At 36.7% G+C, this 24,688-nt stretch carries 25 protein-coding genes; 3 read left to right on the top strand and 22 right to left on the bottom strand.

The annotated features are described in order from the left end of the window. Positions 1 to 23: 23 nt before the first annotated feature. The 3 genes from JOD14_RS04480 to JOD14_RS04470 all read right to left on the bottom strand — a co-directional run bounded on the left by JOD14_RS04480 (position 24) and on the right by JOD14_RS04470 (position 2,209). Positions 24 to 239 carry a YneF family protein gene (locus JOD14_RS04480; protein ID WP_204653598.1) on the bottom strand — a complete coding sequence of 72 codons (216 nt, stop codon included), beginning with the start codon at positions 237 to 239 and terminating at the stop codon, positions 24 to 26. Between the two features lie 93 nt (positions 240 to 332). Continuing rightward, positions 333 to 1,226, bottom strand: a complete 894-nt coding sequence (locus JOD14_RS04475; protein ID WP_204653596.1) for a deoxyribonuclease IV — start codon at positions 1,224 to 1,226, stop codon at positions 333 to 335. 77 nt (positions 1,227 to 1,303) lie between these two features. Continuing rightward, positions 1,304 to 2,209 (bottom strand): AEC family transporter, encoded by a 906-nt coding sequence (locus JOD14_RS04470; RefSeq protein ID WP_204653594.1) that lies wholly within the window; start codon positions 2,207 to 2,209, stop codon positions 1,304 to 1,306. Positions 2,210 to 2,372: 163 nt separating this feature from the next. Between JOD14_RS04470 and JOD14_RS04465 the strand changes: the two genes are divergently transcribed. Further along, complete coding sequence (locus JOD14_RS04465; protein WP_204653593.1) at positions 2,373 to 4,808, top strand: transglycosylase domain-containing protein; 2,436 nt, start codon at positions 2,373 to 2,375, stop codon at positions 4,806 to 4,808. 44 nt (positions 4,809 to 4,852) lie between these two features. Here JOD14_RS04465 and ccpA read toward each other — a convergent pair whose 3' ends face one another. Further along, entirely contained in the window at positions 4,853 to 5,854 is a 1,002-nt protein-coding gene (ccpA, locus tag JOD14_RS04460; protein WP_204653591.1) for a catabolite control protein A, read from the bottom strand. Positions 5,855 to 6,052: 198 nt separating this feature from the next. Here ccpA and JOD14_RS04455 point away from each other — a divergent pair, with 198 nt between their 5' ends. Further along, positions 6,053 to 7,159 (top strand): M24 family metallopeptidase, encoded by a 1,107-nt coding sequence (locus tag JOD14_RS04455; RefSeq protein WP_204653590.1) that lies wholly within the window; start codon positions 6,053 to 6,055, stop codon positions 7,157 to 7,159. Positions 7,160 to 7,222: 63 nt separating this feature from the next. Here the strand turns inward: JOD14_RS04455 and JOD14_RS04450 are convergent, their stop codons facing one another. The 6 genes from JOD14_RS04450 to hprK form a co-directional block, all read right to left on the bottom strand. After that, positions 7,223 to 7,789: a YtxH domain-containing protein gene (locus tag JOD14_RS04450; RefSeq protein WP_204653589.1), complete on the bottom strand. Its 567-nt coding sequence runs from the start codon at positions 7,787 to 7,789 to the stop codon at positions 7,223 to 7,225. A gap of 15 nt (positions 7,790 to 7,804) precedes the next feature. After that, positions 7,805 to 8,233, bottom strand: a complete 429-nt coding sequence (locus tag JOD14_RS04445; protein ID WP_204653588.1) for a DUF948 domain-containing protein — start codon at positions 8,231 to 8,233, stop codon at positions 7,805 to 7,807. A 79-nt stretch (positions 8,234 to 8,312) separates the two neighbouring features. After that, on the bottom strand, positions 8,313 to 9,227 hold the full coding sequence (galU, locus tag JOD14_RS04440; protein ID WP_204653587.1) for a UTP--glucose-1-phosphate uridylyltransferase GalU: 915 nt from the start codon (positions 9,225 to 9,227) through the stop codon (positions 8,313 to 8,315). 12 nt (positions 9,228 to 9,239) lie between these two features. Continuing rightward, positions 9,240 to 10,253, bottom strand: a complete 1,014-nt coding sequence (locus JOD14_RS04435) for an NAD(P)H-dependent glycerol-3-phosphate dehydrogenase (RefSeq protein WP_338031667.1) — start codon at positions 10,251 to 10,253, stop codon at positions 9,240 to 9,242. 52 nt (positions 10,254 to 10,305) lie between these two features. Further along, positions 10,306 to 11,130, bottom strand: coding sequence for a prolipoprotein diacylglyceryl transferase (gene lgt, locus JOD14_RS04430; protein ID WP_204653585.1), 825 nt, complete (start codon positions 11,128 to 11,130; stop codon positions 10,306 to 10,308). Between the two features lie 11 nt (positions 11,131 to 11,141). Then, positions 11,142 to 12,077, bottom strand: a complete 936-nt coding sequence (gene hprK / locus JOD14_RS04425; RefSeq protein ID WP_204653584.1) for an HPr(Ser) kinase/phosphatase — start codon at positions 12,075 to 12,077, stop codon at positions 11,142 to 11,144. Positions 12,078 to 12,211: 134 nt separating this feature from the next. On the opposite strand from hprK, the gene JOD14_RS04420 reads away from it, so the two are divergent. After that, positions 12,212 to 13,912: a M3 family oligoendopeptidase gene (locus JOD14_RS04420; protein WP_204653582.1), complete on the top strand. Its 1,701-nt coding sequence runs from the start codon at positions 12,212 to 12,214 to the stop codon at positions 13,910 to 13,912. 140 nt (positions 13,913 to 14,052) lie between these two features. Here JOD14_RS04420 and JOD14_RS04415 read toward each other — a convergent pair whose 3' ends face one another. The 12 genes from JOD14_RS04415 to prfB all read right to left on the bottom strand — a co-directional run bounded on the left by JOD14_RS04415 (position 14,053) and on the right by prfB (position 24,515). Next, complete coding sequence (locus tag JOD14_RS04415; protein ID WP_204653580.1) at positions 14,053 to 14,415, bottom strand: phage holin family protein; 363 nt, start codon at positions 14,413 to 14,415, stop codon at positions 14,053 to 14,055. Then, complete coding sequence (locus tag JOD14_RS04410) at positions 14,415 to 14,726, bottom strand: PspC domain-containing protein (RefSeq protein WP_204653578.1); 312 nt, start codon at positions 14,724 to 14,726, stop codon at positions 14,415 to 14,417. The genes JOD14_RS04415 and JOD14_RS04410 overlap by 1 nt, the downstream gene beginning before the upstream one ends. Further along, positions 14,707 to 16,245 (bottom strand): daptomycin-sensing surface protein LiaX, encoded by a 1,539-nt coding sequence (liaX, locus tag JOD14_RS04405; protein ID WP_204653576.1) that lies wholly within the window; start codon positions 16,243 to 16,245, stop codon positions 14,707 to 14,709. Before liaX ends, JOD14_RS04410 begins: the two co-directional genes overlap by 20 nt. 150 nt (positions 16,246 to 16,395) lie before the next feature. Further along, on the bottom strand, positions 16,396 to 17,073 hold the full coding sequence (gene phoU / locus JOD14_RS04400; RefSeq protein WP_204653574.1) for a phosphate signaling complex protein PhoU: 678 nt from the start codon (positions 17,071 to 17,073) through the stop codon (positions 16,396 to 16,398). A gap of 30 nt (positions 17,074 to 17,103) precedes the next feature. After that, a complete protein-coding gene (gene pstB / locus JOD14_RS04395) occupies positions 17,104 to 17,862 on the bottom strand; it encodes a phosphate ABC transporter ATP-binding protein PstB (protein WP_204653572.1) in 759 nt (252 codons plus the stop codon). A gap of 20 nt (positions 17,863 to 17,882) precedes the next feature. Continuing rightward, positions 17,883 to 18,689, bottom strand: coding sequence for a phosphate ABC transporter ATP-binding protein PstB (gene pstB, locus JOD14_RS04390; RefSeq protein WP_204653570.1), 807 nt, complete (start codon positions 18,687 to 18,689; stop codon positions 17,883 to 17,885). Between the two features lie 10 nt (positions 18,690 to 18,699). Further along, a complete protein-coding gene (pstA, locus tag JOD14_RS04385) occupies positions 18,700 to 19,584 on the bottom strand; it encodes a phosphate ABC transporter permease PstA (RefSeq protein ID WP_204653568.1) in 885 nt (294 codons plus the stop codon). A gap of 3 nt (positions 19,585 to 19,587) precedes the next feature. Next, positions 19,588 to 20,457, bottom strand: a complete 870-nt coding sequence (pstC, locus tag JOD14_RS04380) for a phosphate ABC transporter permease subunit PstC (RefSeq protein WP_204653664.1) — start codon at positions 20,455 to 20,457, stop codon at positions 19,588 to 19,590. Between the two features lie 162 nt (positions 20,458 to 20,619). Beyond that, a complete protein-coding gene (locus JOD14_RS04375) occupies positions 20,620 to 21,474 on the bottom strand; it encodes a phosphate ABC transporter substrate-binding protein PstS (protein ID WP_204653566.1) in 855 nt (284 codons plus the stop codon). A gap of 273 nt (positions 21,475 to 21,747) precedes the next feature. Next, complete coding sequence (ftsX, locus tag JOD14_RS04370) at positions 21,748 to 22,632, bottom strand: permease-like cell division protein FtsX (protein ID WP_204653564.1); 885 nt, start codon at positions 22,630 to 22,632, stop codon at positions 21,748 to 21,750. Beyond that, positions 22,625 to 23,311, bottom strand: a complete 687-nt coding sequence (gene ftsE / locus JOD14_RS04365) for a cell division ATP-binding protein FtsE (RefSeq protein WP_204653562.1) — start codon at positions 23,309 to 23,311, stop codon at positions 22,625 to 22,627. Before ftsE ends, ftsX begins: the two co-directional genes overlap by 8 nt. A 96-nt stretch (positions 23,312 to 23,407) precedes the next feature. Further along, a protein-coding gene (gene prfB / locus JOD14_RS04360; RefSeq protein WP_204653560.1) for a peptide chain release factor 2 occupies positions 23,408 to 24,515 on the bottom strand; the annotation gives its coding sequence in 2 pieces (ribosomal slippage) (positions 23,408 to 24,442 and positions 24,444 to 24,515; 1,107 coding nt in all). Positions 24,516 to 24,688 lie beyond the last annotated feature (173 nt).

The raw sequence follows: 24,688 nt of genomic DNA, 5'->3' as shown, positions 1-24,688 counted from the left end.
TCAGCCCGTTTCTCATAAAATCATTATTTTTGATTTTTCATTTGTTGTAACATTTGACGAATTTTCTTCTCAGATGGCTTTTGGCCCATTGACATCATCATCGTCCGTAACATGTCTTCATTAATTGGTGGGTTTTTCTTTAAGTAATCTTGCATGTATTTACGCGCTAAGAAGAATCCACCGACAGCACCAATTAAGACACCGATTGCAATAAATAAAATAGCTAATCCCAAGTTCATTGTAACACTCCTTCCTCAAGGGTACTCTCAATGAAATATTTTACTAGATAATCAGCAAAAAGAAAAGTAGCAATTCCATCTTTCTCATTTACGCTAAACTTGAGCTGCAATTTTAGTGAGTAAGTCAGCATCAAACGATTTTTCTTTCAACATAGCAATTTCAAAACCATAAGGTGCTTTTTGATTTTTTTTGTCTTCACCAACGTATGGTGTTTCTAAAATTTTTGGCAATTGTGCCAGTTGTGGATGGTGAACCACTTTATTCAATGCTTCAAAACCAATTTCACCAAAACCGATATTCGCATGACGGTCTTTGCGAGCGCCTTGAATATTTTTAGAATCATTAACGTGAATGACTTTTAAGCGATCTAGCCCGATCACTTGATCAAACTCGGCCAACACGCCATCAAAATCTTCTTTGACGTTATAGCCTGCATCGTGAATGTGGCACGTATCTAAAGTGACCGATAGTTTTTCGTTTAACTTCACGCCATCTATAATTGTCGCCAACTCTTCAAAATTTCGACCTAATTCCGTTCCTTTTCCTGCCATCGTTTCTAAAGCGATTTGTGGAATTTGCTCTTTCGTTAGAACTTCATTTAAACCTTCGATAATTCGAGCAAGTCCAGCTTCGACTCCCGCACCAACATGCGCACCAGGATGCATCGTGATTTGTGTTGCGCCTAGTGCTTGTGCGCGTAAAATCTCCGCTCTTAAAAATTCAATTCCAAAACTGAAATTTTCTGGTTTAATTGTATTTCCTAAATTAATAATATATGGCGCATGAACGACAAGGTTACTTAGGCCATGCGCTTTCATATAGGCCGTTCCTTGTTCAATATTCATTTCTTCAATCGGTTTTCGCCGCGTATTTTGTGGCGCTCCTGTATAAATCATAAAAGTTGAAGCGCCATAACTCGCTGCTTCTTCTGCTGCGCCTAGCAACATTTTTTTGCCACTCATTGAGACATGAGATCCTATCAACATCAAATTTCCTCCTCGTTTGTTACAAGTCTTGTTCAGTATGCGCAACTCAAATGAAAAACGCAACTATCTTGCTTAGTTTATTGATAAACCAGTAAAACAGTCGTCATAAGCGGCAAACTAATTAAAAAGCTAATTGATGCACTCACACCCATCCATTCTTCTTTGACGCCATCTTGTACCGCTAACATAATACTAAATAATGGGATCGGCGAAAAGGCCAATAAACTTAAAACCATTTTAGTTAATGCTTGAATCGGCAGAAAATATAAGAGAATAAAAATCAACATCCCCAGTCCAAAGCGAATGAATAAGACACGTAAAACTTCTGCCATCATGGTCTTTGGCAAGCGTAATTCCATAAATAACCCAATCATAAACATTGATAAAAAGATGTTTGCATCTGCAATTGGGCTAATGAAACTTAATATATTTTCTGACACGTCTACCGCGGTTACTTTTAGTAAGAGCATCACTACATAACAGACAAATGGAACCGAAGAAAAAAGTTGCTTGAGAATACTTTTCAAATGGACTGGTTCTTCTTTGTGCACCATCTGGTCAACAACAATTTTTGTACCTCCTGAAAGCATGATGCTATTTCCTATGTCAAACATCAAAACAAGTGGTAAACCTACTGGAATCGTACTTTGAATAAAAGGAATTGCAAAATTTCCAATATTAAATCCAGAGGCTCCATATAGATAAAAAAGTTTTATTAATTTTTCTTTTTGTTTAGCAAGAAAATAGGCTAAAATTAACTGACCGATTGTCCAAACCAAGCCTAAAAAAACAAGAAAAGCCAGTTCTTTTTGTAAAATTAGGCGGGCTAAATTAATAATAATCACTGCAGGCAACGTGACATTCATCACAATTCGACCTAAAACATTCCCATCGCTTTTATTTAATAGCCCGACCCTTTTAGTGACAAAACCTAGTACGATCATCCAAAATAAAATAACCGATTGTAATACCACAGCCCCCATCACTTCTCCCCCATTCCTTTTTCCTTAAACGACTACTTCCTATCTTACTTGAAAAAACTGACAATTTAAAGCTTCTCTATCAATTCCGTAACAATTGTGTTCAAGGGCTTATTTATTTGATATAATTAGCTCGGTCTATATTGATAAAACTGAGGTGAAAATTTTGCCACAAAAAAAAGAGCAAAGTACAAAAAAGAAAAATTGGCTTTACTTAAATGTAACATTACGAGTCTTTTATTCCATATTTTTAATCGGGGTTGCATTATTATTATTTGGAGGGGCCTTAGCGGGGGGAATCGGGCTAGGTTATTTCACTTTTCTCATTGAGCAAACGCAACTGCCTTCGAAACAAGAAATAAAAAAAGATTTAGGCGATGTATCTGAAACATCCCAACTCGTTTATTCAGACGAAAGTCTAATTGCGACGATTCAATCAGATTTACGTCGAGTTCAACTTTCTCCTGAAGAAATTTCTCCGCTGATAAAAAAAGCCGTCGTGGCTACAGAAGACGAATATTTTTACGAACATCACGGGGTCGTACCCAAAGCGGTAATTCGAGCTTTAGTATCTGAAGTAACAGGTATGGGAAGTAGTGGTGGCTCCACCTTAACGCAACAATTAGTCAAACAGCAAATTTTAACGAGCGAAACTACTTTTAAAAGAAAGGCAACTGAAATGCTATTAGCGATGGAAGTTGAAAAGAACTTTTCTAAAGAAGAAATTATTACGATGTATTTAAACGTTTCGCCTTTTGGCCGCAATAATCGTGGCCAAAATATCGCAGGTGTTCAAGAAGCTGCGATAGGAATTTTTGGGGTAAACGCTAGTGAAGTCAATTTAGCCCAAGCTGCTTTTATTGCTGGTTTACCGCAAAGCCCAATTACTTATAGTCCATACTTAAATACTGGAGAAATGAAAGATTCTGAGTATCTAGTCTATGGTCTTCAGAGAAAAGATTTTGTGTTGTTTAGTATGTTTCGTAATCACGACATTACCCAAGAAGAATACGAAGAGGCGCTCGCTTATGATTTGACCGCTGATTTTCTTCCGACAGCTAAAGCCGACACGAACAATCAAGGCTATTTATACTACGCTGTGATGGACCAAGCCAGTGAAATTGTTGCCAAGCAATTAGCCAAGAGTAATAATCTCTCAGACGAAAACTTTCTTAAAGAAGACATTCATCAACAGTACCTAGATAAAGCGAGAGAAAAACTAGCTTACGGTGGGTATACCGTTCACACAACGATTGACCCAAAAATTTATGAAGCCATGCAAGCAACCGTAACGAACTACGGATACTTACTCGATAACTGGGCAGGTGCGCATATTGAGGTTGGAAACGTCTTACTAGAAAATAGCACCGGTAAAATTCTAGGCTTCGTGGGTGGTCGAAATTATAACGCCAATCAATTTAATCATGCCTTTAGTTCCAAGCGTCAAGCCGGTTCAGCGATAAAACCTGTACTGGTCTATGGTCCAGCAATTGACCAAGGGCTGATTGGAACGCAAACAAGAGTCTCAGATTTCCCGACTAGTTGGGGAAATGGTGAAGACGCCGGAAAACCAATTTTAAATGCTTTGAATGCTGGTTCAAAAACGTTTCAAACGGTTCGTGAATCAATTGTTCGTTCAGATAACATCCCAGCCAATCATATTTATCAAAACACGCTTTCAAAAATGGGGAGCGCCAGTTCTGTTTATGATCAGTATTTATCCAAGATGAACTACCCAGAGACACCTGTCTGGCAGTACCAATCTGCCCCTTTAGGCGTAGCTGAAATCTCAACCTTGGAGCAAACAAATGGTTTCCAAGCTCTAGCCAATAATGGAACGTATCTTGAAGGATATTTGATTGAATCAATCATTGATTCTGATGGTGTTGTTTTATATCAACACGAAGCAAACCCTGTACCAGTCTTTTCAAAAGCAGCCGCTTCGATTACTGTTGATTTAATGCGAAGTGTCATCACAGATGGTTTTACGACTGATTTTAAAAGTAGAGTCAGCAATCTAAATTGGCAATTAGGTAACGCCGATTGGGTTGGAAAGACCGGAACAACCGATGAAAATGTGGACTCCTGGCTCGTTGTCTCTACGCCAGGCATTACTTTAGGTAGTTGGTCTGGGCGTGAAGATAGCAAACCTTCTGATGCCTCTGGCGGACAAAGAACAGCAAATTACATGGCGCAATTAGTTTACGCCATTTATCAAGCAAATCCTGACATTATCAAAACAAGTGATACCTTCCAACTCGATCCTAGTGTTAAAAGTTTTAACGTTTCTAAGTTTTCTGGGACAAAGCCAGGCGGGACGATGACCATTAACAATACAACATTTACTGCTCCAACAGAAACGGTCACTTCTTATTGGGCTAAAAATGGACCTGCGGATATTAGCTTTAAGTTTGGTATTGGTGGAACAGATGCCAACTACAATGATTACTGGAAATCTGTTATTCCAAAACCAAAAGTTGAAGAGAAAAAAGACGATAAAAAAGAAACCGAAAAGAAAAAAGATGACGTTTCTGATGAGAAAGAAAAAGAGAACAATAAAGAAGAGAACAAAGAAGAGACAACAGAAAAGAAAAATGAATAAGCAAAAAAACGATTCGAAAATTTTACCTTCGAATCGTTTTTGACTTATTTTGTTGAATTTCTTTTCGCAATACCATATGGTAATACAATTGTTTTTTCTTCAACTTCTTCTTTATTCATTAGCTTTGTCAACAAACGCATAGAAACAGCACCAATATCATATAATGGTTGCGTAACGCTTGATAACTTTGGACGAGCAACTTCTGTTAAAAGTGAGTTATTACTTGTAATAATCTCAAAGTCATCTGGTACTTTGATTCCTTGGTCAATTAAACCGTCTAAAATACCAATTGCTAATTCATCATCTGTTACATAGGCTGCCGTTGCCCCACTATTTAATAATCGTTCAACTAAAGATAAACCATCTTTAAATGAGTAAGGTGACTCGAATACTAAACCTTCTGAGTATTCTAAATTATTTTCTTTTAAGGCTTCTTTATAACCAGATAAACGATATTGCCCATTGATTGCATCAATTAATGCCCCACTAATAAACGCAATTTTTTTATTGCCATTTTTAACTAGAAGTGAAATCGCATCTTTGGTCGCTTCTTTGTAATCAATGTTTACGCTACCTACTTGTTGATCAGGATCAATAGAACCGGCTAATACAACTGGTGTTTTTGAACGAGAAAACTCTCCTCGAACCTCATCTGTAATTCGGTGTCCCATAAAAATTACACCATCGACTTGTTTTGCCAATAAGTTATTTAAAACATTGACTTCTTTAACACTATCTCCGTCAGAGTTAGCTAAAATAATATTATATTTATACATCGTTGCAACATCATCGATTCCTCTAGCCAATGATGCAAAGAACATATTGCTTACATCAGGAATAATTACGCCAACCGTCGTTGTTTTTTTACTTGCTAGTCCACGAGCAACTGCATTGGGACGGTAATCTAAGCGGTCAATTACTTCTAATACTTTTTTACGAGTAGCTGGTTTTACATTTGGGTTACCGTTAACCACTCGTGAAACAGTCGCCATTGAAACGTTGGCTTCTCTAGCGACGTCATAAATGGTAATTGTTTGTTTATCCATTTTATTATCTCCTCATTTAATCATTTTCTGAAAATCTTGTTTACATTTCTTAGTTAGAATAGCAAACTTCCGAGCAATTTGCAACCGTTTTAATTCTATTTTCATGAAAATTATTCATTATTTCTTTCTAAAAATGATTCTAGGAAGATTTGAAGAAAAATGGTAGTATAGAAATGAACTTTAGAAAGAAGGGAATTTATGAACCGAGAAAAAATAAACGAATTAAAACAATGGATGTTAAAAAAAGAAATTGATTTAGCTTACATTAGCTCACCACAATCAATTGCTTATTTTACTGGTTACGAAAGCGAACCACATGAACGCGTATTGGCACTGTTTATTAGTTTAGAACAAGAACCGTTCTTATTTACTCCTGCATTAGAAGTAGAAGCTGCCAAAAAAAGTCCATGGCAAGCAGATGTGGTCGGCTATTTGGACACTCAAGATCCTTGGGATATCATAAAAAAAGAAATTCTCAAACGTTACGGAAACCCTAGAGAACTTGCTTTGGAAAAAAATGCTCTTTCATTGGAACGCTTTGAATTATTATCTAAACTTTTGAATCAAACAACTTTTTCGAATAATTTAACGCCAATCATTCAAAAAATGCAATTGATTAAAACCCCTGATGAAATCAAAGGGTTAATCGCTGCTGGAAAATGGGCGGATGTTGCTTTTGAAATTGGTTTTTCAGCAGTAAAAAATGGTAAGACCGAACAAGAAATTGTTGCAGAGATTGAATACCAATTAAAACGTCAAGGTGTAAAACAAATGTCATTTGACACGATGGTTTTAGCTGGACCAAACGCTGCTGATCCACATGGCGAACCAGGTGGAAAAGTTATTCAAAAAAATGAACTGGTTTTATTTGACTTAGGGGTCGTTTGGAATGGTTATTGCAGCGATGCGACGCGAATAATTGCTTATCACAAGCCAACTGAACTACAAAAGGAAATTCATCAAATTGTACTTGAAGCGCAACTAGCCGCTCAAGAAGCCGTTAAACCTGGAGTAACGGCTAGCCAACTCGATCAAATTGCTAGAAAAATCATTAAGCAAGCTGGTTACGGCACATTTTTCAATCATCGTTTAGGCCATGGTATCGGTACAAGTGTTCATGAATTCCCTTCAATTGTAACAGGTAATGATTTGGTACTTGAAGAAGGTATGTGTTTTTCAATTGAACCTGGTATTTATCTACCTGGTCAAGTTGGTGTTAGAATTGAAGACTGTGTCTATGTCACTAAAGATGGTTGCAAACCATTCACACACACACCAAAAGAGTTACTCATTGTCCGTGATTAAAATTCAAAACACCGCTAGTTACCTCAAGCACTATCAAAAACTTGAGATAACCAGCGGTGTTTATTAAATTGATTGGTCGTGTTCATCTTCTGGATTATTTTCTTCTAAAACTTCTTTTAATTCTTCCAACTCTTGAAAATAAACTTCTTCTGACGGTTCTTCTGACAGTTCTTCTATCGCTGCTTCCGGCGTTGCTTCTTCCATAAACTCATCTGCTAACTCGATTACAATGTCTTGTCCATCTTCTTCATCTGAAAGCACTTCAGCCATTCCATCAGAAAAAGCTTGCTTTATTTCTTCGACTTCTTCTTTTATTTCAGCCATTGAATCTTCTGAAAATCCAGCAACCTCTTCGGCCGTTTCAGAGATATTTTCTTTTAATTGTTTCCCTAATTCTTCCAGACGTTTAGCGTAAATAGCCATTTTTTCTTTTGCTAAATCCGTAAAATCTTGACTTGTTTCTTTAGAGGCATCTTTATAATCGGATGCTTGATCTAATAAATCATCCACTTGTTTTGCTAATTTATCTCGTAACTCTTTCCCTGATTCAGGAGCTAATAATAATGCTGTTACTGCCGCTGCGGTCCCTCCAATTAATGCACCTAATAAAAATCCACCTTTTTTGCTCATCTTAATCCTCCTTATCTAATCTTTTGCTGTTCTTTTTTCTTTCATTTTCTTAATGGCTGATTGACTAACTTTTCCTAGAATACTTGCTTGAGTCGCGGTCTTACCTAACGCCGAAAAGCGTGAGACCATCAAACGACTCGATTGATTCAAGTCTGAAACACTAAGACTCAAATCAGCAATGGCTGTAAATAATGGGTCAACTTTTTCAACTTTTTGATTGACATCTAACAATAAAGAGTTGCTTTTCACAAGTAAACCTTCCACTTCGCGCGATAAAATATCGACGTCGCGCGTTACTACTTGAATCGTTTTATTTACTTCTGCGACGGTGGTATCAACTTTTAATAATGTTTTACTTACTTGCAACAACACTCGAATGATAAAAAAGACAAGTGCTGCAAATGCAATTGCTGCAATCAAAGCAGCAATTTCTCCTCCAGACATAAACATCCCCCTTCCTATTCTAATAAAAAAACCCATTACAGCTAACAAAATATTTTGCTAAGTAATGGATTTTTAAGCTTTATTCGACTTCGTCCTTCAATGGTTCAATCGGAGGATTTTTGTCAGCTAATTCCTTACCTAATTGAATAATATAATTCGTTAAATCTTGTTTTACTTCCGGATGCTTCAAGCCATACTCAATACTCGTTTTCATGAAGCCAAATTTATCTCCTACGTCATAACGCGTTCCTTTAAACTCATGGGCAAATACTCGTTGTGTCTTGTTTAAAGTGTCGATTGCATCGGTTAGCTGGATTTCACCACCGGCACCTGGTGTTTGTTCTTCCAATACTGAAAAAATTTCTGGCGTCAGTAGATAACGACCAATAATAGCTAAATTACTTGGCGCTTCTTCGGCTTTTGGTTTTTCGACAAAATTCTTAACATTAAAAAGACCTTCTGAAACTTCTTCGCCAGGATTGATAATACCATATTTAGACGTTTCTTCTTGTGGTACTTCCATCACGGCAATGGTTGAAGCGTGGGTCTTTTCATAATCATTCATCAGTTGTTTTGTTAATGGAATCTCATCATCCATCAAGTCATCACCTAACATTACCACAAAAGGTTCTCGGCCCACAAACGCTTTAGCCTGAAGAACCGCATGACCTAAGCCCAGTGGATGTTTTTGACGAACAAAATGCAGGTTAATATCCGTGGTTTCTTCGACAAGTTTTAATAAATCTGCTTTCCCTTTTTCTTTTAAGTTCGTTTCTAATTCTAAATTCGCATCAAAATGATCTTCAATCGGGCGTTTGGCTTTGCCTGTAACAATTAAAATGTCTTCAATTCCTGATTTTAGTGCTTCCTCAACAATAAATTGAATCGTTGGTTTATCAACAATTGGTAACATTTCTTTAGCCATCGCTTTCGTTGCTGGTAAAAACCTCGTCCCTAAACCTGCAGCAGGGATGACCGCTTTTCTAACTTTCATGCAATTTTCTCCTCACTTAAACTCATTTTCAACTTTTCCATCACGCAACATAATTTCTTTGGCTGCTTCTTTGATGTCTTGATTTTCATATAAAACACGGTAGATTGTTTCAGTAATTGGCATCTCAACTTGTAACTGGTGGGCCAATTCAACGGCCGCCTTTGTGGTAGAAACACCTTCCACAATCATCCCCATATTCGCTAAAACTTCGTCTAATTTTTTACCTTGACCGAGTAAGTTCCCGGCGCGCCAGTTTCTTGAATGAACACTTGTACAAGTAACAATTAAATCGCCCACGCCACTTAAACCGATAAAAGTAAGTGGGTTTGCTCCCATTGCAACCCCTAGGCGACTAATTTCTGCTAAGCCACGTGTCATAATGGCTGCTTTCGCATTATCACCAAATCCTAGCCCTGCAATTGCTCCGGCTCCTAAAGCAATAATATTTTTTAAAGCCGCTCCTGTTTCCACGCCAACTACGTCATCATTTGTATAAATACGGAAATAATCATTCATAAATAAATCTTGGACATATTTGGCAGACTCAAGTACCTGACTAGCAGCAGTAATCGTTGTAATATCGTGAACAGCCACTTCTTCTGCATGGCTAGGGCCAGAAAGAACAATAATTTCGCGGCGTTTGTCTGCAGGTATTTCTTCGGCTAACACTTCAGAAATTCGTTTGTGACTTCCTTGTTCAAGTCCTTTTGACGCATGAATAATATAAGGCGCTTTTTCAATTAAAGGAACCAATTCTTTTGCCACACTTCGAATCGCTTTTGTTGGGACAACAAATAAGATGGCGTCGACTCCTTGAACCGCTTCTGCTAGAGATAAAGTCGCTTGAATTTCTTTAGGTAAAACCAAATCTGGTAAATAACGATGGTTGGTATGTTGCGTGTTTATTTCATTTATTTGATCCGCGTCTTTTCCCCATAAGGTTACCTCATGACCATTTTCTGATAAGACTTGGGCTAATGCTGTTCCCCAAGATCCTGGGCCTAAGACTGCAATTTTTTGTTTCACAATCGAAACCTCCTTAAATAACTTTGTCTTCTCTTTCATCATTCGTTCATCCCTAGATAATTCTTTGATCTGATCCGTATGTACGATTATAAGCTTTCAAATTAGGATTACTCTTTCGACGCCAAATCACTAACAAGATTGCCCCTAAAAATAAGACAAATGATAACGCTTGAGAGACACGAATCTCACCAAAGAGATACAGACTATCGGTGCGCATTCCTTCAATCCAAAATCGACCAAAACTATACCAAATCAGATAGGCTAATGCAATTTCTCCTTGTTTAAACAAAGTTGTATACTTACGTAAAAGAATTAAAATGAAAAAACCAAGCACATTCCAAACGGATTCGTATAAGAAAGTCGGTTGTCGAAAAGCCCCTTCAATATACATGTTCTCAATAATAAAATTTGGTAATTGTAATTTTTCTAAAAAAGCACGAGTCGTTTCACCACCATAAGCTTCATGGTTCATGAAATTCCCCCAACGCCCAATCCCTTGAGCAAGCAAAACGCTTGGTGCAGCAATATCTAAAAAGGTCCATGGCTGGATAAAATTTTTCCGACAAAAGAAATACAACCAAATTCCACCGGCAATTAAGCCACCATAGATAGCAATCCCGCCTGAACGAATATTTAAGATTTGGATTGGATCAGCTAAATAGGTTTCTAATTCAAATAATACATAATACAATCGAGCGCCGATAAAAGCCACCGGTAACCCAACTAACATAAAATCAGAAACATCATCTTTTTTTAAATTTACTCGAATGGCTTCTCGAGTACTTAACCACATGGCTATTACAATTCCTGATACGATAATTAAAGCATACCAGTAAATTTCTATGCCAAAAATTTCAAATGCAACGCGATTGACCATTTTTCCACTTCCTAATTTTCTGAATTTTCTTCAATTAAACGCGTTAAGCGATTTTCAAATTCTAACGTTGCGTCGTATCCCATTGTTTTTGCTCGGAAGTTCATTGCAGCAACTTCGATAATAATTGCGACGTTTCGTCCCGTTTTAACTGGGATTTTAATTTGAGGTATATCAACTTCGCCCAATTGAACGACTTCATCAGCTGATCCCAAACGATCATACTTTTTATCTTTTGACCAATTCTCTAAATAAACGACAAGTTGAACTTCCATTGAACCACGGACAGCACTTGCTCCAAAGAGCGTCATGACATCAATGATTCCAATCCCCCGAATCTCAATCAAATGTTCTAAAATTCGTGGTGGCTCGCCAATTAATGTCAACTCATCTTGCTTATAAATATCTACGCGATCATCAGCAATTAGGCGGTGCCCTCTTTGAATTAATTCTAGAGCAGTCTCACTTTTCCCAATCCCACTATCCCCTTGGATTAAAACACCTAACCCATAGACATCTACTAAAACGCCGTGAACGTTTGTCCGAGGTGCCAGCTGTCCTTCTAAATAGCTGGATAGTTCACCCATTAAACGTGAGGTCGAAATTTTAGAGCGCAAAATAGCGATACCATGTTCTTCACAAGCTTGCAGCATCTCACTTGAAACTTCTAAACCTCTAGAGATAATAAATGCGGGCGTGTCTTCTGAACACATGCGACGAATAACCATTAAACGTTCTTCTGCCATCATTTTTTCCGCAAAAGTGATTTCTTTACTTCCAAACAATTGCACACGATTATGTGAATAATAATTAAAATAACCGGTTAATTCTAATCCCGGACGAGAAATATCGCCGGTCGTAATATTACGATTTAGTGCCTCCTCGTCACCAGTAACAACTTCAAGACCTAATGCTTGAACCAATTCACTGACTTTGACAACTTCTGCCATTTGTTTTCCTCATTTCTATTGTATACTTATTTCTCTATTTTATCATTGTATGAAGAAAGTTACTACTAATGTAAAAAATTCTCTCATCTTTTTTGTTATTTATGCTATCATGAAATAAAGGAGGTTTTTTAAAAATGAAATTTACAGACTATCAATATACGCGTCCAAACTTTGATGCATATAAAAAAGATTTTTTACAAACTTTAAAGATATTAAAAGAAGAAACGCATTTAGAAAAAGCACAAGGGGCCTTAGACCACCTCAACGAGCTCAGAGGACAAATTGAAACAGCCTATAATTTAGCACTTATTCGTTATTCTATCAATACAAACGATACTTTTTATGAAGCAGAAGATGCCTATTGGAACGAATACCAACCGCATTTTCAAAACCTAGATTTTGAATTTTATCAAGCACTATTAAACTCACCTTTATTAGATGATTTAAAAACTATTTATCCAAAAACACTTTTCTTATTTGCGGAAAGTCGCGTCAAAACATTTCATCCTGATTTAATACCGCTTTTCCAAAAAGAGAACCAATTGAATTCAGCATACTCAAAATTAGTTGCTTCTGCTCAAATCCCTTTTGAAGGAGAAGTCCGAACGCTTTCGCAACTGACACCTTTTACACAAAGTACAGATGCTGAAATGCGTAAAAAAGCGACTGAGCAAGTTACCGCTTTTTATGCTGAAAACGAAGCAAAATTCGATGATATTTATCATCAAATGGTACAAGTTCGTGCACAAATTGCTAAAAAACTTGGCTTTTCTAACTATGTTGCTTTTGCAGACGTCTTAATGAATCGTTGGGATTATGACCGCCCAATGATTGAGACATATCGCCAAGAAATTTTAAATAAAATCGTTCCTTTAACGCAAAAATTATACGAGCGTCAAGCGAAAAGGAATCAGTTGGAACATCTGTCTTTTCATGATTTGCCTTTAGTGTATCCAAATGGAAATGCTACCCCTAAAGGAACACCTGAAGAATTAGTCGAGTCCGCACGTAAAATGTACCACGAACTCGCTCCTGAAACTGGTGAGTTCTTTGATTTTATGGTTGAAAATGACCTCTTAGATTTATTAAGTAAAAAAGGAAAGCAAGCAGGTGGCTACTGTACCTACATTCAAAATTACGCTTCACCCTTTATCTTTGCTAATTTTAATGGAACTTCTCATGATGTGGATGTTTTAACACACGAAGCCGGGCACGCTTTTCAAACTTATGAATCACGTTGGATCAAAGAACCTGAAATCGTCTTTCCTAACTATGAATCTTGTGAAATTCACTCCATGTCGATGGAATTTATCGCTTGGCCATGGATGGAACAATTCTTTAAAGAAGAAACAAATAAATATAAATTTGATCATTTAGCGAGTGCTTTACAATTTCTACCCTATGGTGTGTTAGTCGATCACTTCCAACAAGAGGTCTATGAAAATCCTGATTGGTCACCAGAAGAAAGAAAAGCTTGCTGGCGAAAATTAGAAAAACAATACTGTCCTGAACGTGACTACACCCTTTTCCCTGCCTTAGATAACGGCATTTACTGGTTACGTCAAGGCCACATTTTTACTTCACCGTTTTATTATATTGATTACACCTTAGCACAAGTCTGCGCCTTCCAATTTTGGAAGAGATTCAATATCGATGCCGATACCAACGCTTGGTCTGACTACTTAAAAATTTGCCAAGTTGGCGGGACAAAAACTTTCTTAGAGATTCTAGCAATCGCCCGTCTACGCTCTCCATTTGAGCCTGGTGCATTAGATGATACGATTAAACAAGTTGAAAATTATTTAGATTCAATTACTGAAACAGAATTACTCTAAATAAGGCAACACTTGTTAAATCCTGTAATCTTCTGTTGATAAGAAAATTGTTACTATTTATTTTTTATCCGCGAAGGAAACTTAAAAACTTATCAGTAAAAAACCCGAATGAGACGATAAAAAGGCTCATTCGGGTACTTTTAATTATTTAATCTTTTTGTAGAAAAATGTTGGCTTACGACTAAATTAACAAAAGAGAAGATAATCGCCGCTAAAATTGAAGCGCCAAATGAGGAAAAACCAAAATTTGTGCTTCCAACAATTTGCGCCGTCCATTGTAAAATTAGCGCATTAATAACAAAACTAAATAAACCAAATGTTAAAATAGTTAATGGGAAAGAAAAGAAAACTAAAATAGGCTTGATTAAAGTATTTAGAAGCCAAAGGACGAAACTTGCTACTAAGGCAATCGCAAAATTTTTAACAAAAATCATTTCCGGAAAAATAACAGTTAAAGAAATGAATGTTAACATGTACATTAAAATTTTACGAGTAAAGGTCATTAAAAATCACTCCAGTTATCATCATCAACTTTTTCAGCTTCTTTTCTTTGGCTAGGTCGTATGTTAACATTGGTTCTTTGTTTACGCGTGTATTGATTGTCATGACCGTAGGAATTCGATGATTTATCAGGCGCTGGGATAATGATCGCCAATAAAATGTATAGTAAAATTGGCGAGCCCATCCCCATTAGCGAGATAAAGACATAAACAATTCGAACAATCGTTGGATCAATACTAAAATATTCCGCAATTCCAGCTAAAGTACCAGATAAGACAACATTCGTTCTTGATTTAGTTAGTTTTTTTTGCATCGGTGCTCCCTCCTACTTCGGCATCTTTTAGATAAATACTTCCTGTTGTTGTAGATAGATCTAATTGAGCCATTTGTTCTTTTATGCGACGAATTTGAAGCAATTTATTCATTTGTTCTTTTTTTTCGCGCACCATTTCATATTCACTTAAACGATTATGGATATTTCCAAAGCTCGTTTTCATTTCTCCTTCAAAACCGACTTCATTTGACCAAGCAACTTTTACATCGCCATTGACAGTTGTTGCTTTTACTCGACTCATTTGATTGTCATTAAAAGAAAGACGAATATCACCATTGACTAGCGAAACACTCAAGTTATTTGGAGCGGCCGTTAAGCGAACAGAGCTGTTCACTGATTCAATAATCGAATCTAAAATATTTCCTGATAAAATCGAAATATTACCGTTCACGCCATCGATTTCAACCATTGAGGCATTGATATTATTTATTTTGGTATCCCCATTGACCGACTTAATATATAAATCTTTCACGTCAAATTCATTGACCAAAACATTCCCATTTAGCAATTTAATCGAAGCATAGTCATAAGTTTTTCTAGGTAAGTACATAACGAGATCGATACGAACACGTTTATTTGGCACTTTAAAAAGTAAACAATCTTCTGAAATCATAATTTCACTTCTTCTTTCAAAAGATTCAAGCGGTGTTTCTTCTTCCATTTTACCATATAATTTTATATTTGCTTCAATCTTAATCGCCTCTTGATCCCAAAAATTAACGGCAATATCACCATTGGCTATTTGAAATTCTAAAATGGATGCTGTAGCATTTTCAAATAAGTATTCTTTATCAAATTTTGTCGTTGCCACTCCTGGAAATTTAATATTGATATCTTTCCATTCCACATTGTCTTCGACTGTTTGAGCAACTGATTTAATTGTTTTCTTTAAAAATTTGCCCATTTGTGAAGTCACATCTACGACTTTTTCGCCAACTTGGCTAATTGTTTCATTTGCTTGTTCTTTCCAGTCTTCTGGAATTTCAATTTTTCGCGTAAACTCTTCTTTTTTTTGTGACCACTGAGAACGACGAATATTTTTTAATTCTCCTTCTAATTGGGCTTTTTCTTCTAATCGTTCCGCTAAGAAAAGTTCGTATTCTTTTATCCCTTCCTCTAAATCTAAGCGAATATTTAATTCTTCTTCGGTTAATTGATCAAATTCTTCTTTTGTGTTGATTTCCATTAATGCTTCACGCAAATCGCTTAAAGTGAGTTTTGTCTCTTCAATTTCAACATTTAGCTCGTCTAACTCAGCAGACGCTTGATTCGATTCTTCTGCTAAGCGTTCTAAAATTTCCTCTAAATTCTTCTTATCTTCTTCTTCACTATCTGCTATATCATCCATTGATTCATTTGAGGTCTCAGTTATATTCACTTGGTTTTCTTCTATCGTTTCTTCTTTTCTTTTTCCAATTTCTTCGAGTAAGTCCAAGGCTTCTTCCGTCGAAAGCACACCTTTTTTTACCAATTCCAAAATTCTTTCTCTTTCATTCATGGAAATTGCCTCCTTGAGCAAAATATTATTACAAGTTACCTTGTACCCTTATTATGCCTGTCTACTAAACGATTGTCATAGGTCTTAAGTACCAAATTTCAAAAAAGCCTCTGAAGTTTTGTTAGTCTTCAAAGGCTTTTGCAATTTTTATTATAGTGTTTCTGTTCGATTTGTATTTAGTTCACTAATTTTCCCAGTTGCAAGATAAACAATCCATTCACAGATGTTTGTTACATAATCACCAATTCGCTCAAGGTATTGCGCAACACTTAAATAATCAGTTCCAATTACAACTAATTCTGGGTTGTTTTTCATGGATTGGATTGTCTGGTAATAAATATCGCGGTAACATTGGTTAACCTTATTGTCCATTTGAGCAATCATCTTTGCATCTTCTTCATCGGTTTTAACGTAAGCAATCAAAACATTATCGACCATTTTCTTAACATAGTCAGACATTTCATTGATTGCTTTTTCAATCTCAAGCATTCGCGTTTCACCTTTTACACGAATCGTTGACTTCGCAATTGAAACGGCATGATCACCCATTCTTTCTAAATCTGAACTTGCTTTCATCACAGTAATAATTCTGCGTAAATCCGTTGTCACTGGTTGTTGTAATGCAATCATTTCAAAACTTTTTTTCTCAAGACGAACTTCTAGTTGGTTAACTAATTCATCTTGTTGAATCACTTCTTGTGCTAATTTCCGATCATGTTTGATATACGCTTGAACGGAACTATGAATGGCTTTACTAACAAGCATCCCCATCTCATAAAACTGATTATGTAAATTTAATAAATCTTCTTCAAATTGGCTTCTTAACATCGAATATCCCTTCTTTCATTAAAGTTTGATTTAACCAAAACGCCCTGAAATATAATCTTCGGTTTCTTTTTTACTTGGATTTAAAAAGATTTTTTTCGTATTATCTGCTTCGATTAAATCACCATTTAAGAAAAAGGCTGTTTTATCAGAAATACGAGAAGCCTGTGACATGTTATGAGTCACAATAATCATTGTATACTTATCTTTTAAATCAAACAAGGTGTTTTCGATTTTACCAGAAGATACTGGATCGAGTGCACTTGTTGGCTCATCTAATAATATAATTTCAGGATCCACTGCTAAAACACGCGCGATACAAACCCGTTGTTGTTGCCCACCAGATAATGACAACGCACTTTGATGTAATTTATCTTTTACATCATCCCAAACAGAAGCAGCTTTTAAACTTTCTTCAACGACTCGGTCTAAAACCGCTTTGTCTGTCTCTCCTTTTAACTTCAAACCATAAATAACATTTTCATAGATTGAAAACGGAAATGGATTGGGTTGTTGAAAAACCATACCAATTTCTTTCCGAAGTTCTACCACATCTGTCTTTGGACTATAAATATCTTTTCCTTTATACATGACACTTCCTGTGATTGTAACACCTGGGATTAAATCATTCATGCGATTTAAAGAGCGTAAAAACGTCGACTTCCCGCAGCCAGAAGGGCCAATTAAAGCGGTAATTTCGCCTTTATTAAAGCTCAAATCAATCCCATTTAAAGCTTCTTTCTTTCCATAGTATAAATGCAAATCTCTTGAGGAAAGGAGTATTTCTGTCATTTAATCATTCCCCTACTTTCTTAACCAAAATGTCCTGAAACATAATCTTCGGTTGCTTGAATTTTTGGTCGGGTAAAAATCTTGCTTGTTTCATCGTATTCAATGGCATGCCCTAAATAAAAGAAAGCAGTATAATCACTAATACGAGCCGCTTGTTGCATATTATGCGTCACAATCACAATTGAATAATCTTTTTTTAGATTCACAATTGTTTCTTCAACTTTACTCGTTGAAATTGGATCAAGTGCACTAGCTGGCTCATCTAATAGTAAAATGTCTGGCTTCATTGCAATGGCCCGCGCGATACATAGGCGTTGTTGTTGTCCACCTGACAACGCATGGGCACTTTTATGAAGATTGTCTTTGACTTGTTCCCAAAGAGCCGCTTGTTTTAAACTTGTCTCTACAATTTCATCTAGTTTCTTCTTATCTTTTTCCCCGTGTCGTTTTAAGGCAAACGTAATATTCTCATAAATTGATTTACTAAATGGATTTGGTCTTTGAAATACCATTCCAATACGTTTTCTCATTTCATAAACGTCAACTTGAGAAGAATTAATATTGACCCCTTTATACATAATTTCACCGGTTACTTTTGTATTCGCAATTTCATCGTTCATGCGATTTAAAGAGCGTAAATAAGTCGACTTCCCACAACCTGAAGGGCCAATTAAAGCGGTCACTTTATTTTTTTCAAATTGCAAATCGACGCCTTTAATCGCTTCGTTATTCCCATACCAAACATGTAAATCATTCGTATGCAAAATCACTTGATCTGCTTGCTCCATTTTGAGGATATTTCGTTCCTCCCAATTATACTTCTCCATTATATCCTCCTTAAGCCGATGTTAATTTTTTATGCAGTTGCTTTCCTAATGCTCGAGCGCCAAAGTTAAATGCTAAAACGGCTAAAATTAAAACAGCAGAGGCACCGGCTGAAACGGCTGCTCCATCAGGCATAGTTCCTTCTGTGTTGACTTTCCAAATATGAACCGCTAAAGTCTCCGCTTGTCGGAATAACCCAATTGGACTTGAAACACTTAATGGATTCCAATTAGTAAAGTCTAGCGCAGGAGCACTTTGACCAGCTGTGTAAATTAAGGCCGCTGCTTCACCAAAAATTCTTCCAGAACTCAAAATTACACCGGTTAAAATCCCAGGTGTTGCCTCAGGAACGACTACACGTAAAACCGTTTCCCAACGAGATAAGCCGAGTGCTAACCCAGCTTCTCTTTGAGTAAAGTGAATCGCTTTTAAAGATTCTTCTACATTTCGCGTAAGAAGTGGTAAGTTAAAAAAGGTCAAAGCTAGGGCACCTGAAAGAATCGAAAAGCCATACCCAAATTGAATGACGAAAACTAAGAAACCAAAGAGACCTACTACGACTGATGGAAGTGAGCTTAAAATTTCAATTGCTGTTCTTACAACATCCGTTACCCAGTTTTTCTTTGCATATTCAGATAAATAGATACCCGCACCTAAAGAAATTGGAAAACTAATTAACATTGTGATAAACAAGAGATAAAAAGAGTTAAACAATTGAACGCCAATTCCGCCCCCTGCTTCATAAGATCGCGATGGCTGTGTCAAAAATTCCCAATTAATATGCGGAAGCCCTTTTGCTAATATATAAAGTAATAAAGAGGCTAAAATTAAAACAATCAAGCTTGAAACGAAGTATAAAATCCCAGTTGCTAATTTATCAGCTTTTTTTGCATTCATTAATTAAAACCTCCCTTTCTTACCAATTAGGCGGATAGCTAAGTTAAAGACTAAAGACATGCTTAACAAAATTAAAGCTAGTGACCACAAGACATTGTTTTCAACCGTACCCATGATGGTATTGCCAATCCCCATTGTTAAAATCGAAGTCAAAGTCGATGCTGGCGTAACTAAACTAGTTGGGATTAAAGCGGCGTTTCCAATAACCATCTGAATTGCCAATGCTTCACCAAACGCACGCGCCATTCCAAAAACGACAGCGGTCAAAATACCTGGCACTGCCGCTCTTAACACGACTTTATAAGTTGTTTGCCAACGGGTTGCGCCTAAAGCTAGCGATGCTTCGCGGTAATGACGTGGTACTGATTTTAGGGCATCGACTGTCATTGTGGTAACTGTTGGTAAAATCATTACAAATAAAACAAACGTCCCCGCTAAAATACCAAAGCCTGTTCCACCAAAAATCGATCGAACAGTTGGTACAACGACAGACAAACCGATAAAACCATAAACGACAGAAGGGATTCCTACTAGTAGTTCAATAACTGGTTGCAAGATTTTTTGGCCTTGCTTTGGTGAAATTTCAACCATAAAAATAGCCGCACCAATTGCAAAAGGAGTAGCCACAATTGCCGATAAAAAGGTTACAAAAAAAGAACCTAATATCATAGGCAACGCGCCAACTAATGGCTGACCATTTTCACCAATTTGGCTTGGGTTCCATACGGTTCCAAATAAAAAATCAAAAAGGTTGACTTTATTTACAAAAAACGTAGCGAGGCCTTTACTGGCAACAAAGTAAAATATCGAAACAACAACAACGACAATTAAAAAAATACATAAAAAGCTGATGAACTTCCCACGTTGTTCCATTCTGGCTCTTTTTGATTTTTTAGTTAATTGCTGATTTACATCTTCCAAGAGAATTCCTCCTCAAATTTATTTGATTCTTGGCTAGTTTAGCTTTTACATATCAATCTTTCGTTAAAGCAATGTAAATTTTTTGTAAAGTTTGTAAATTGTTAACAAAAAACTTTACTCGATTACGTTTCCTTGCCAATCTCTTTGTACTTGCATTCTAGATACTGGAATATAACCTAATTTGCCAACAATACTTTCTTGCACTTCATCGGATAAAATATATTCCAAGAAGTCTTTTGTCAGACCGGTTGGTTCGCCGTTTGTATACATATGCTCATACGACCAGATAATCCACTGATTTGTCATTACATTTTCATCGGTTGGCTCAATCCCATCAATCGCTAACGTGTCGACTTCTTCGGTTACATAAGAAAAAGCTAAATAACTAATGGCTCCTGGCGTATCTGCGACAATTTGACGAACCATTCCCGTCGAATCTTGCTCTTGTGATTGTTTTGCGGTCTCTCCTTGCAAGACCCAACGCTCAAATGTATTTCGTGTGCCACTACCGGATGCTCGATTTAACAAAACGATTGGTAGATCATTGCCGCCAACTTCTTGCCAGTTTATGACTTCACCTAAAAACACACGTCGTAAATCGGCCATTGAGATATTTGTTAAACCGACTGCTTGATTTATAATTGGGGTAATTCCAACAGCGGCTACTTGATGATCGATTAACTTAGAGGCATCAATCCCACTTTTTTCTTCAGCAAAAACATCGGAGTTCCCAATTTCAACGGCACCGGCTTGTACTTGACTTAAACCTGTCCCACTTCCTCCTCCTTGAACGTTAATAAAGCGTCCGGGATTATTTGTTTGAAAAGATTCTGCAGCTGTTTCAACTAATGGTTGTAATGCCGATGAACCGACTGCCGTAATTGACTCGCCGCGATCAATCCAGCTTGAACAGCCAGATAGTAAAATTAAAAAACTAATGGTTGAAAGAATCCAGATTGGTTTTTTCATATTCAATAAAGCTCCTTATTTTTAAAAGTATTTGATGACTTGCACATATTCTTCATTTTAACATTTTCTTAAAGTATTGGAAAATATAATTACAAAATCTCATCACTTCTTTACTTTTTTTAAAACGCGTTTTAAAAAAATCCTTACGGTGATTAATAAAAAGGATTCAAAGGCAAAGAATCCTTTACGTTCACTGATCCCAAAGTTTTTTTTAAAATAAAAAAACTTAGATACAAATGAATCGTATCTAAGCCTTTTGTTCGAATTCTTAAACTATATTTTTAAGAAACGACGCATCGAAATTACTGAACCAAGCGCCCCTATTAAAATACCCAAAATTGCTAAAATAGCACTAATTTGAAGGGCGAATATACCTGGTGTAATTAACGCATAGTTTGATCTTAAAAAGACAGGGTTAGCAATTTTATAAAATTCAGGATATCCAAAAACAATCGCAAGAACAGGAAGGACTGAACCTAGCAAACCAATCCAACCACCTTCTAAAAAGAAAGGCCATCGAATATAACCGTTCGTTGCACCAACTAAGCGCATAATTTGAATTTCTCTTTGACGCGACAAAATTGTGATTCGAATTGTATTTGAGATTAAGAACATTGCGACAAATAATAACAACCCTGAACCAACTAATCCCCATGTGCGGACTGCTTGCGCAATACCAAAAATTTTATCTGATAAATCTTCACCATAAGTGGCTTTGTGAACCACTTTTGTATATTTTTGTGCTTCTTTTGTAATTTCCTTTACATATTGTGGCTCCGTTGCTTGCACAATAAAGACGTCAAGTAATGGGTTGTCTTGGTCAAACAATCCCCAAACATCGCCATAAGCCTCTTTAATTCGATTCAACTCTTCTTCTTGACTTGAAAAACGAACAGATTCTACATTAGGCAATGCTTTAAGATTTGCTTCTAATTCATCTTGTTCTTCTTGCGTTGTCCCATTTGCGATAAATACAGAAACCTCAACGTTATTTTCCATATCTTCTGCTAATTTGACTGTATTTAAAATAACAACCAAAAATAGGCCTAACAATGAGAGCGTAATCGTAACCGCACTAATCGAAGAGATTGTCATCCAGCCATTGCGGCGTAAACTCTTCATACTTTCTAATAGATGTCTGAAAAAAGTTCTAATCATCGTAGCCATACTCTCCTTCTGCCTGGTCGCGAATAATGCGTCCGTTTTCGATTGCGATTACTCGATGGCGAATCGTATTTACGATGGTACTGTTGTGTGTAGCCATTACAATCGTTGTTCCTTGTGCATTTACTCTTTCAAGAAGTTTCATAATTTCCCAAGAGTTTTCTGGATCTAAGTTTCCAGTTGGTTCATCTGCAATCAACACTTTCGGGGTATTAACAATCGCTCGAGCAATCGATACGCGTTGTTGTTCGCCACCGGATAGTTCACTTGGAAAGACCCGAACTTTATGTTTTAAACCAACCATATCCAAAACTTCCATCACACGTTTTTTCACTTCGCGCGGTTTTTTTCCAATTACTTGCATCGCATAGGCTACATTTTCATAAACTGTTTTTTTAGGCAATAGTTTATAATCTTGGAAAACAACGCCCACTTCACGACGTAAATTTGAGACCTCTCGATTTTTGATTTTAATTAAATCGTAGTCCGCTATTTTTAATATGCCTTTTGTTGCTTTTTCTTCGCGATACATTAACTTAATAAACGTTGACTTACCGGCACCACTTGGACCGACAACGTAAACAAATTCTCCTTGTCCAATTGAAACCGTGAGATTGCGAATCGCAGTTGTACCATTTGGATACTTTTTCATGACATCCTGCATTTCAATCATAGATATTCTCCACCTTTATTCTTTCGTACTCAAGTATTATAGCATGGTAATATTGCAATCAGCTTTCATAAAATTACAATTTGATTGCATTTCAAGCTATTTACCATTTAAACGCCATTTTAAATAAGCATCAATGAAGCCATCGATTTCGCCATCCATGACTGCTTGCGTATTACCAGTTTCATAGTTCGTACGATGATCTTTTACCATCGAGTATGGGTGAAATACGTAGGAACGAATTTGTGAACCCCAGCCAATCTCCATTTGATCTCCTCGTAGTGCAGCTGCTTCTTGTTCTTGCTTTTCTTGCTCTAGCTGATAAAGCTTCGCCTGTAGCATTCCCATTGCTTGTTCGCGGTTTTTCAACTGTGAACGCTGTGCTTGACTCGCTACGACCACCCCTGTTGGAAGGTGGGTAATTCGGACCGCCGACTCCGTTTTGTTGACATGTTGGCCCCCTGCACCACTTGCCCGATACGTATCAACTTTTAAATCATCAGGATTGATTGCAATTTCAATCGATCCATCTAATTCAGGCATGACATCGACTGAACAAAAAGAAGTGTGTCGCCGTTTTGCTGAATCAAACGGTGAAATACGTACGAGTCGGTGCACCCCTTTTTCAGATTTTAAATAACCATATGCATTGTGGCCTTTTATAAGTAAAGTGACACTTTTAATTCCTGCTTCCTCACCCGCTTGGTAGTCTAACATCTCAACTTTAAAACCTTGACTTTCAGCCCATCGTTGGTACATTCGTAAAAGCAAACTCCCCCAGTCTTGTGACTCTGTTCCCCCAGCACCAGGGTGGAGCTCTAATATGGCATTATTCGGGTCATAAGGTTCATCCAATAATAAAGATAATTCATACAAATTCATCTCATCTTTTAAGTGCGCCAGTCCATTCATTAAATCTTGTTCAATTTCAGAATCCGCTTCTTCTAGTAACATCTCTAGTAAAATTTCAAGTTCTTCAACTTTTTCTTCTAAGCGATGAAAACTGTCATATGTTTCTTTATCAAGGTTATTTTTATTAATTACCTTTTGTGCTTCTTCACTATTGTCCCAAAAACCAGGTTCAGCCATACGATGTTGTGCTTCTGCAATCTCTTCTTCTAGTTTTTCTAGGTCAAAGAGACCCCCTAAAACTAATTATTTTTTCTTTTAATTCAGCAATTTGATGACGAATTTCTGCTAATTCCATCGATTTTCCTTCTTTCTATCTTTTTATTTATTTTTTCATAAAAAAGGAGGGGACTTTAGTCACGCCTCCTTTTTATTTTTGAGTGAACTAGGAAACTCTAGTCCCTCTGTATTCGTGGGTTCGCAGTTTTGAATCCCTCAAAAGTCCCCCACATTTTTCCGTTTACTATTAAT

The sequence above is a fragment of the Enterococcus lemanii genome, assembly GCF_016909125.1.
Lineage (GTDB): Bacteria > Bacillota > Bacilli > Lactobacillales > Enterococcaceae > Enterococcus_I > Enterococcus_I lemanii.
The sequence above is the reverse complement of the archived record's forward strand: the minus strand, read 5'-3'. Positions and strand labels throughout refer to the sequence as shown.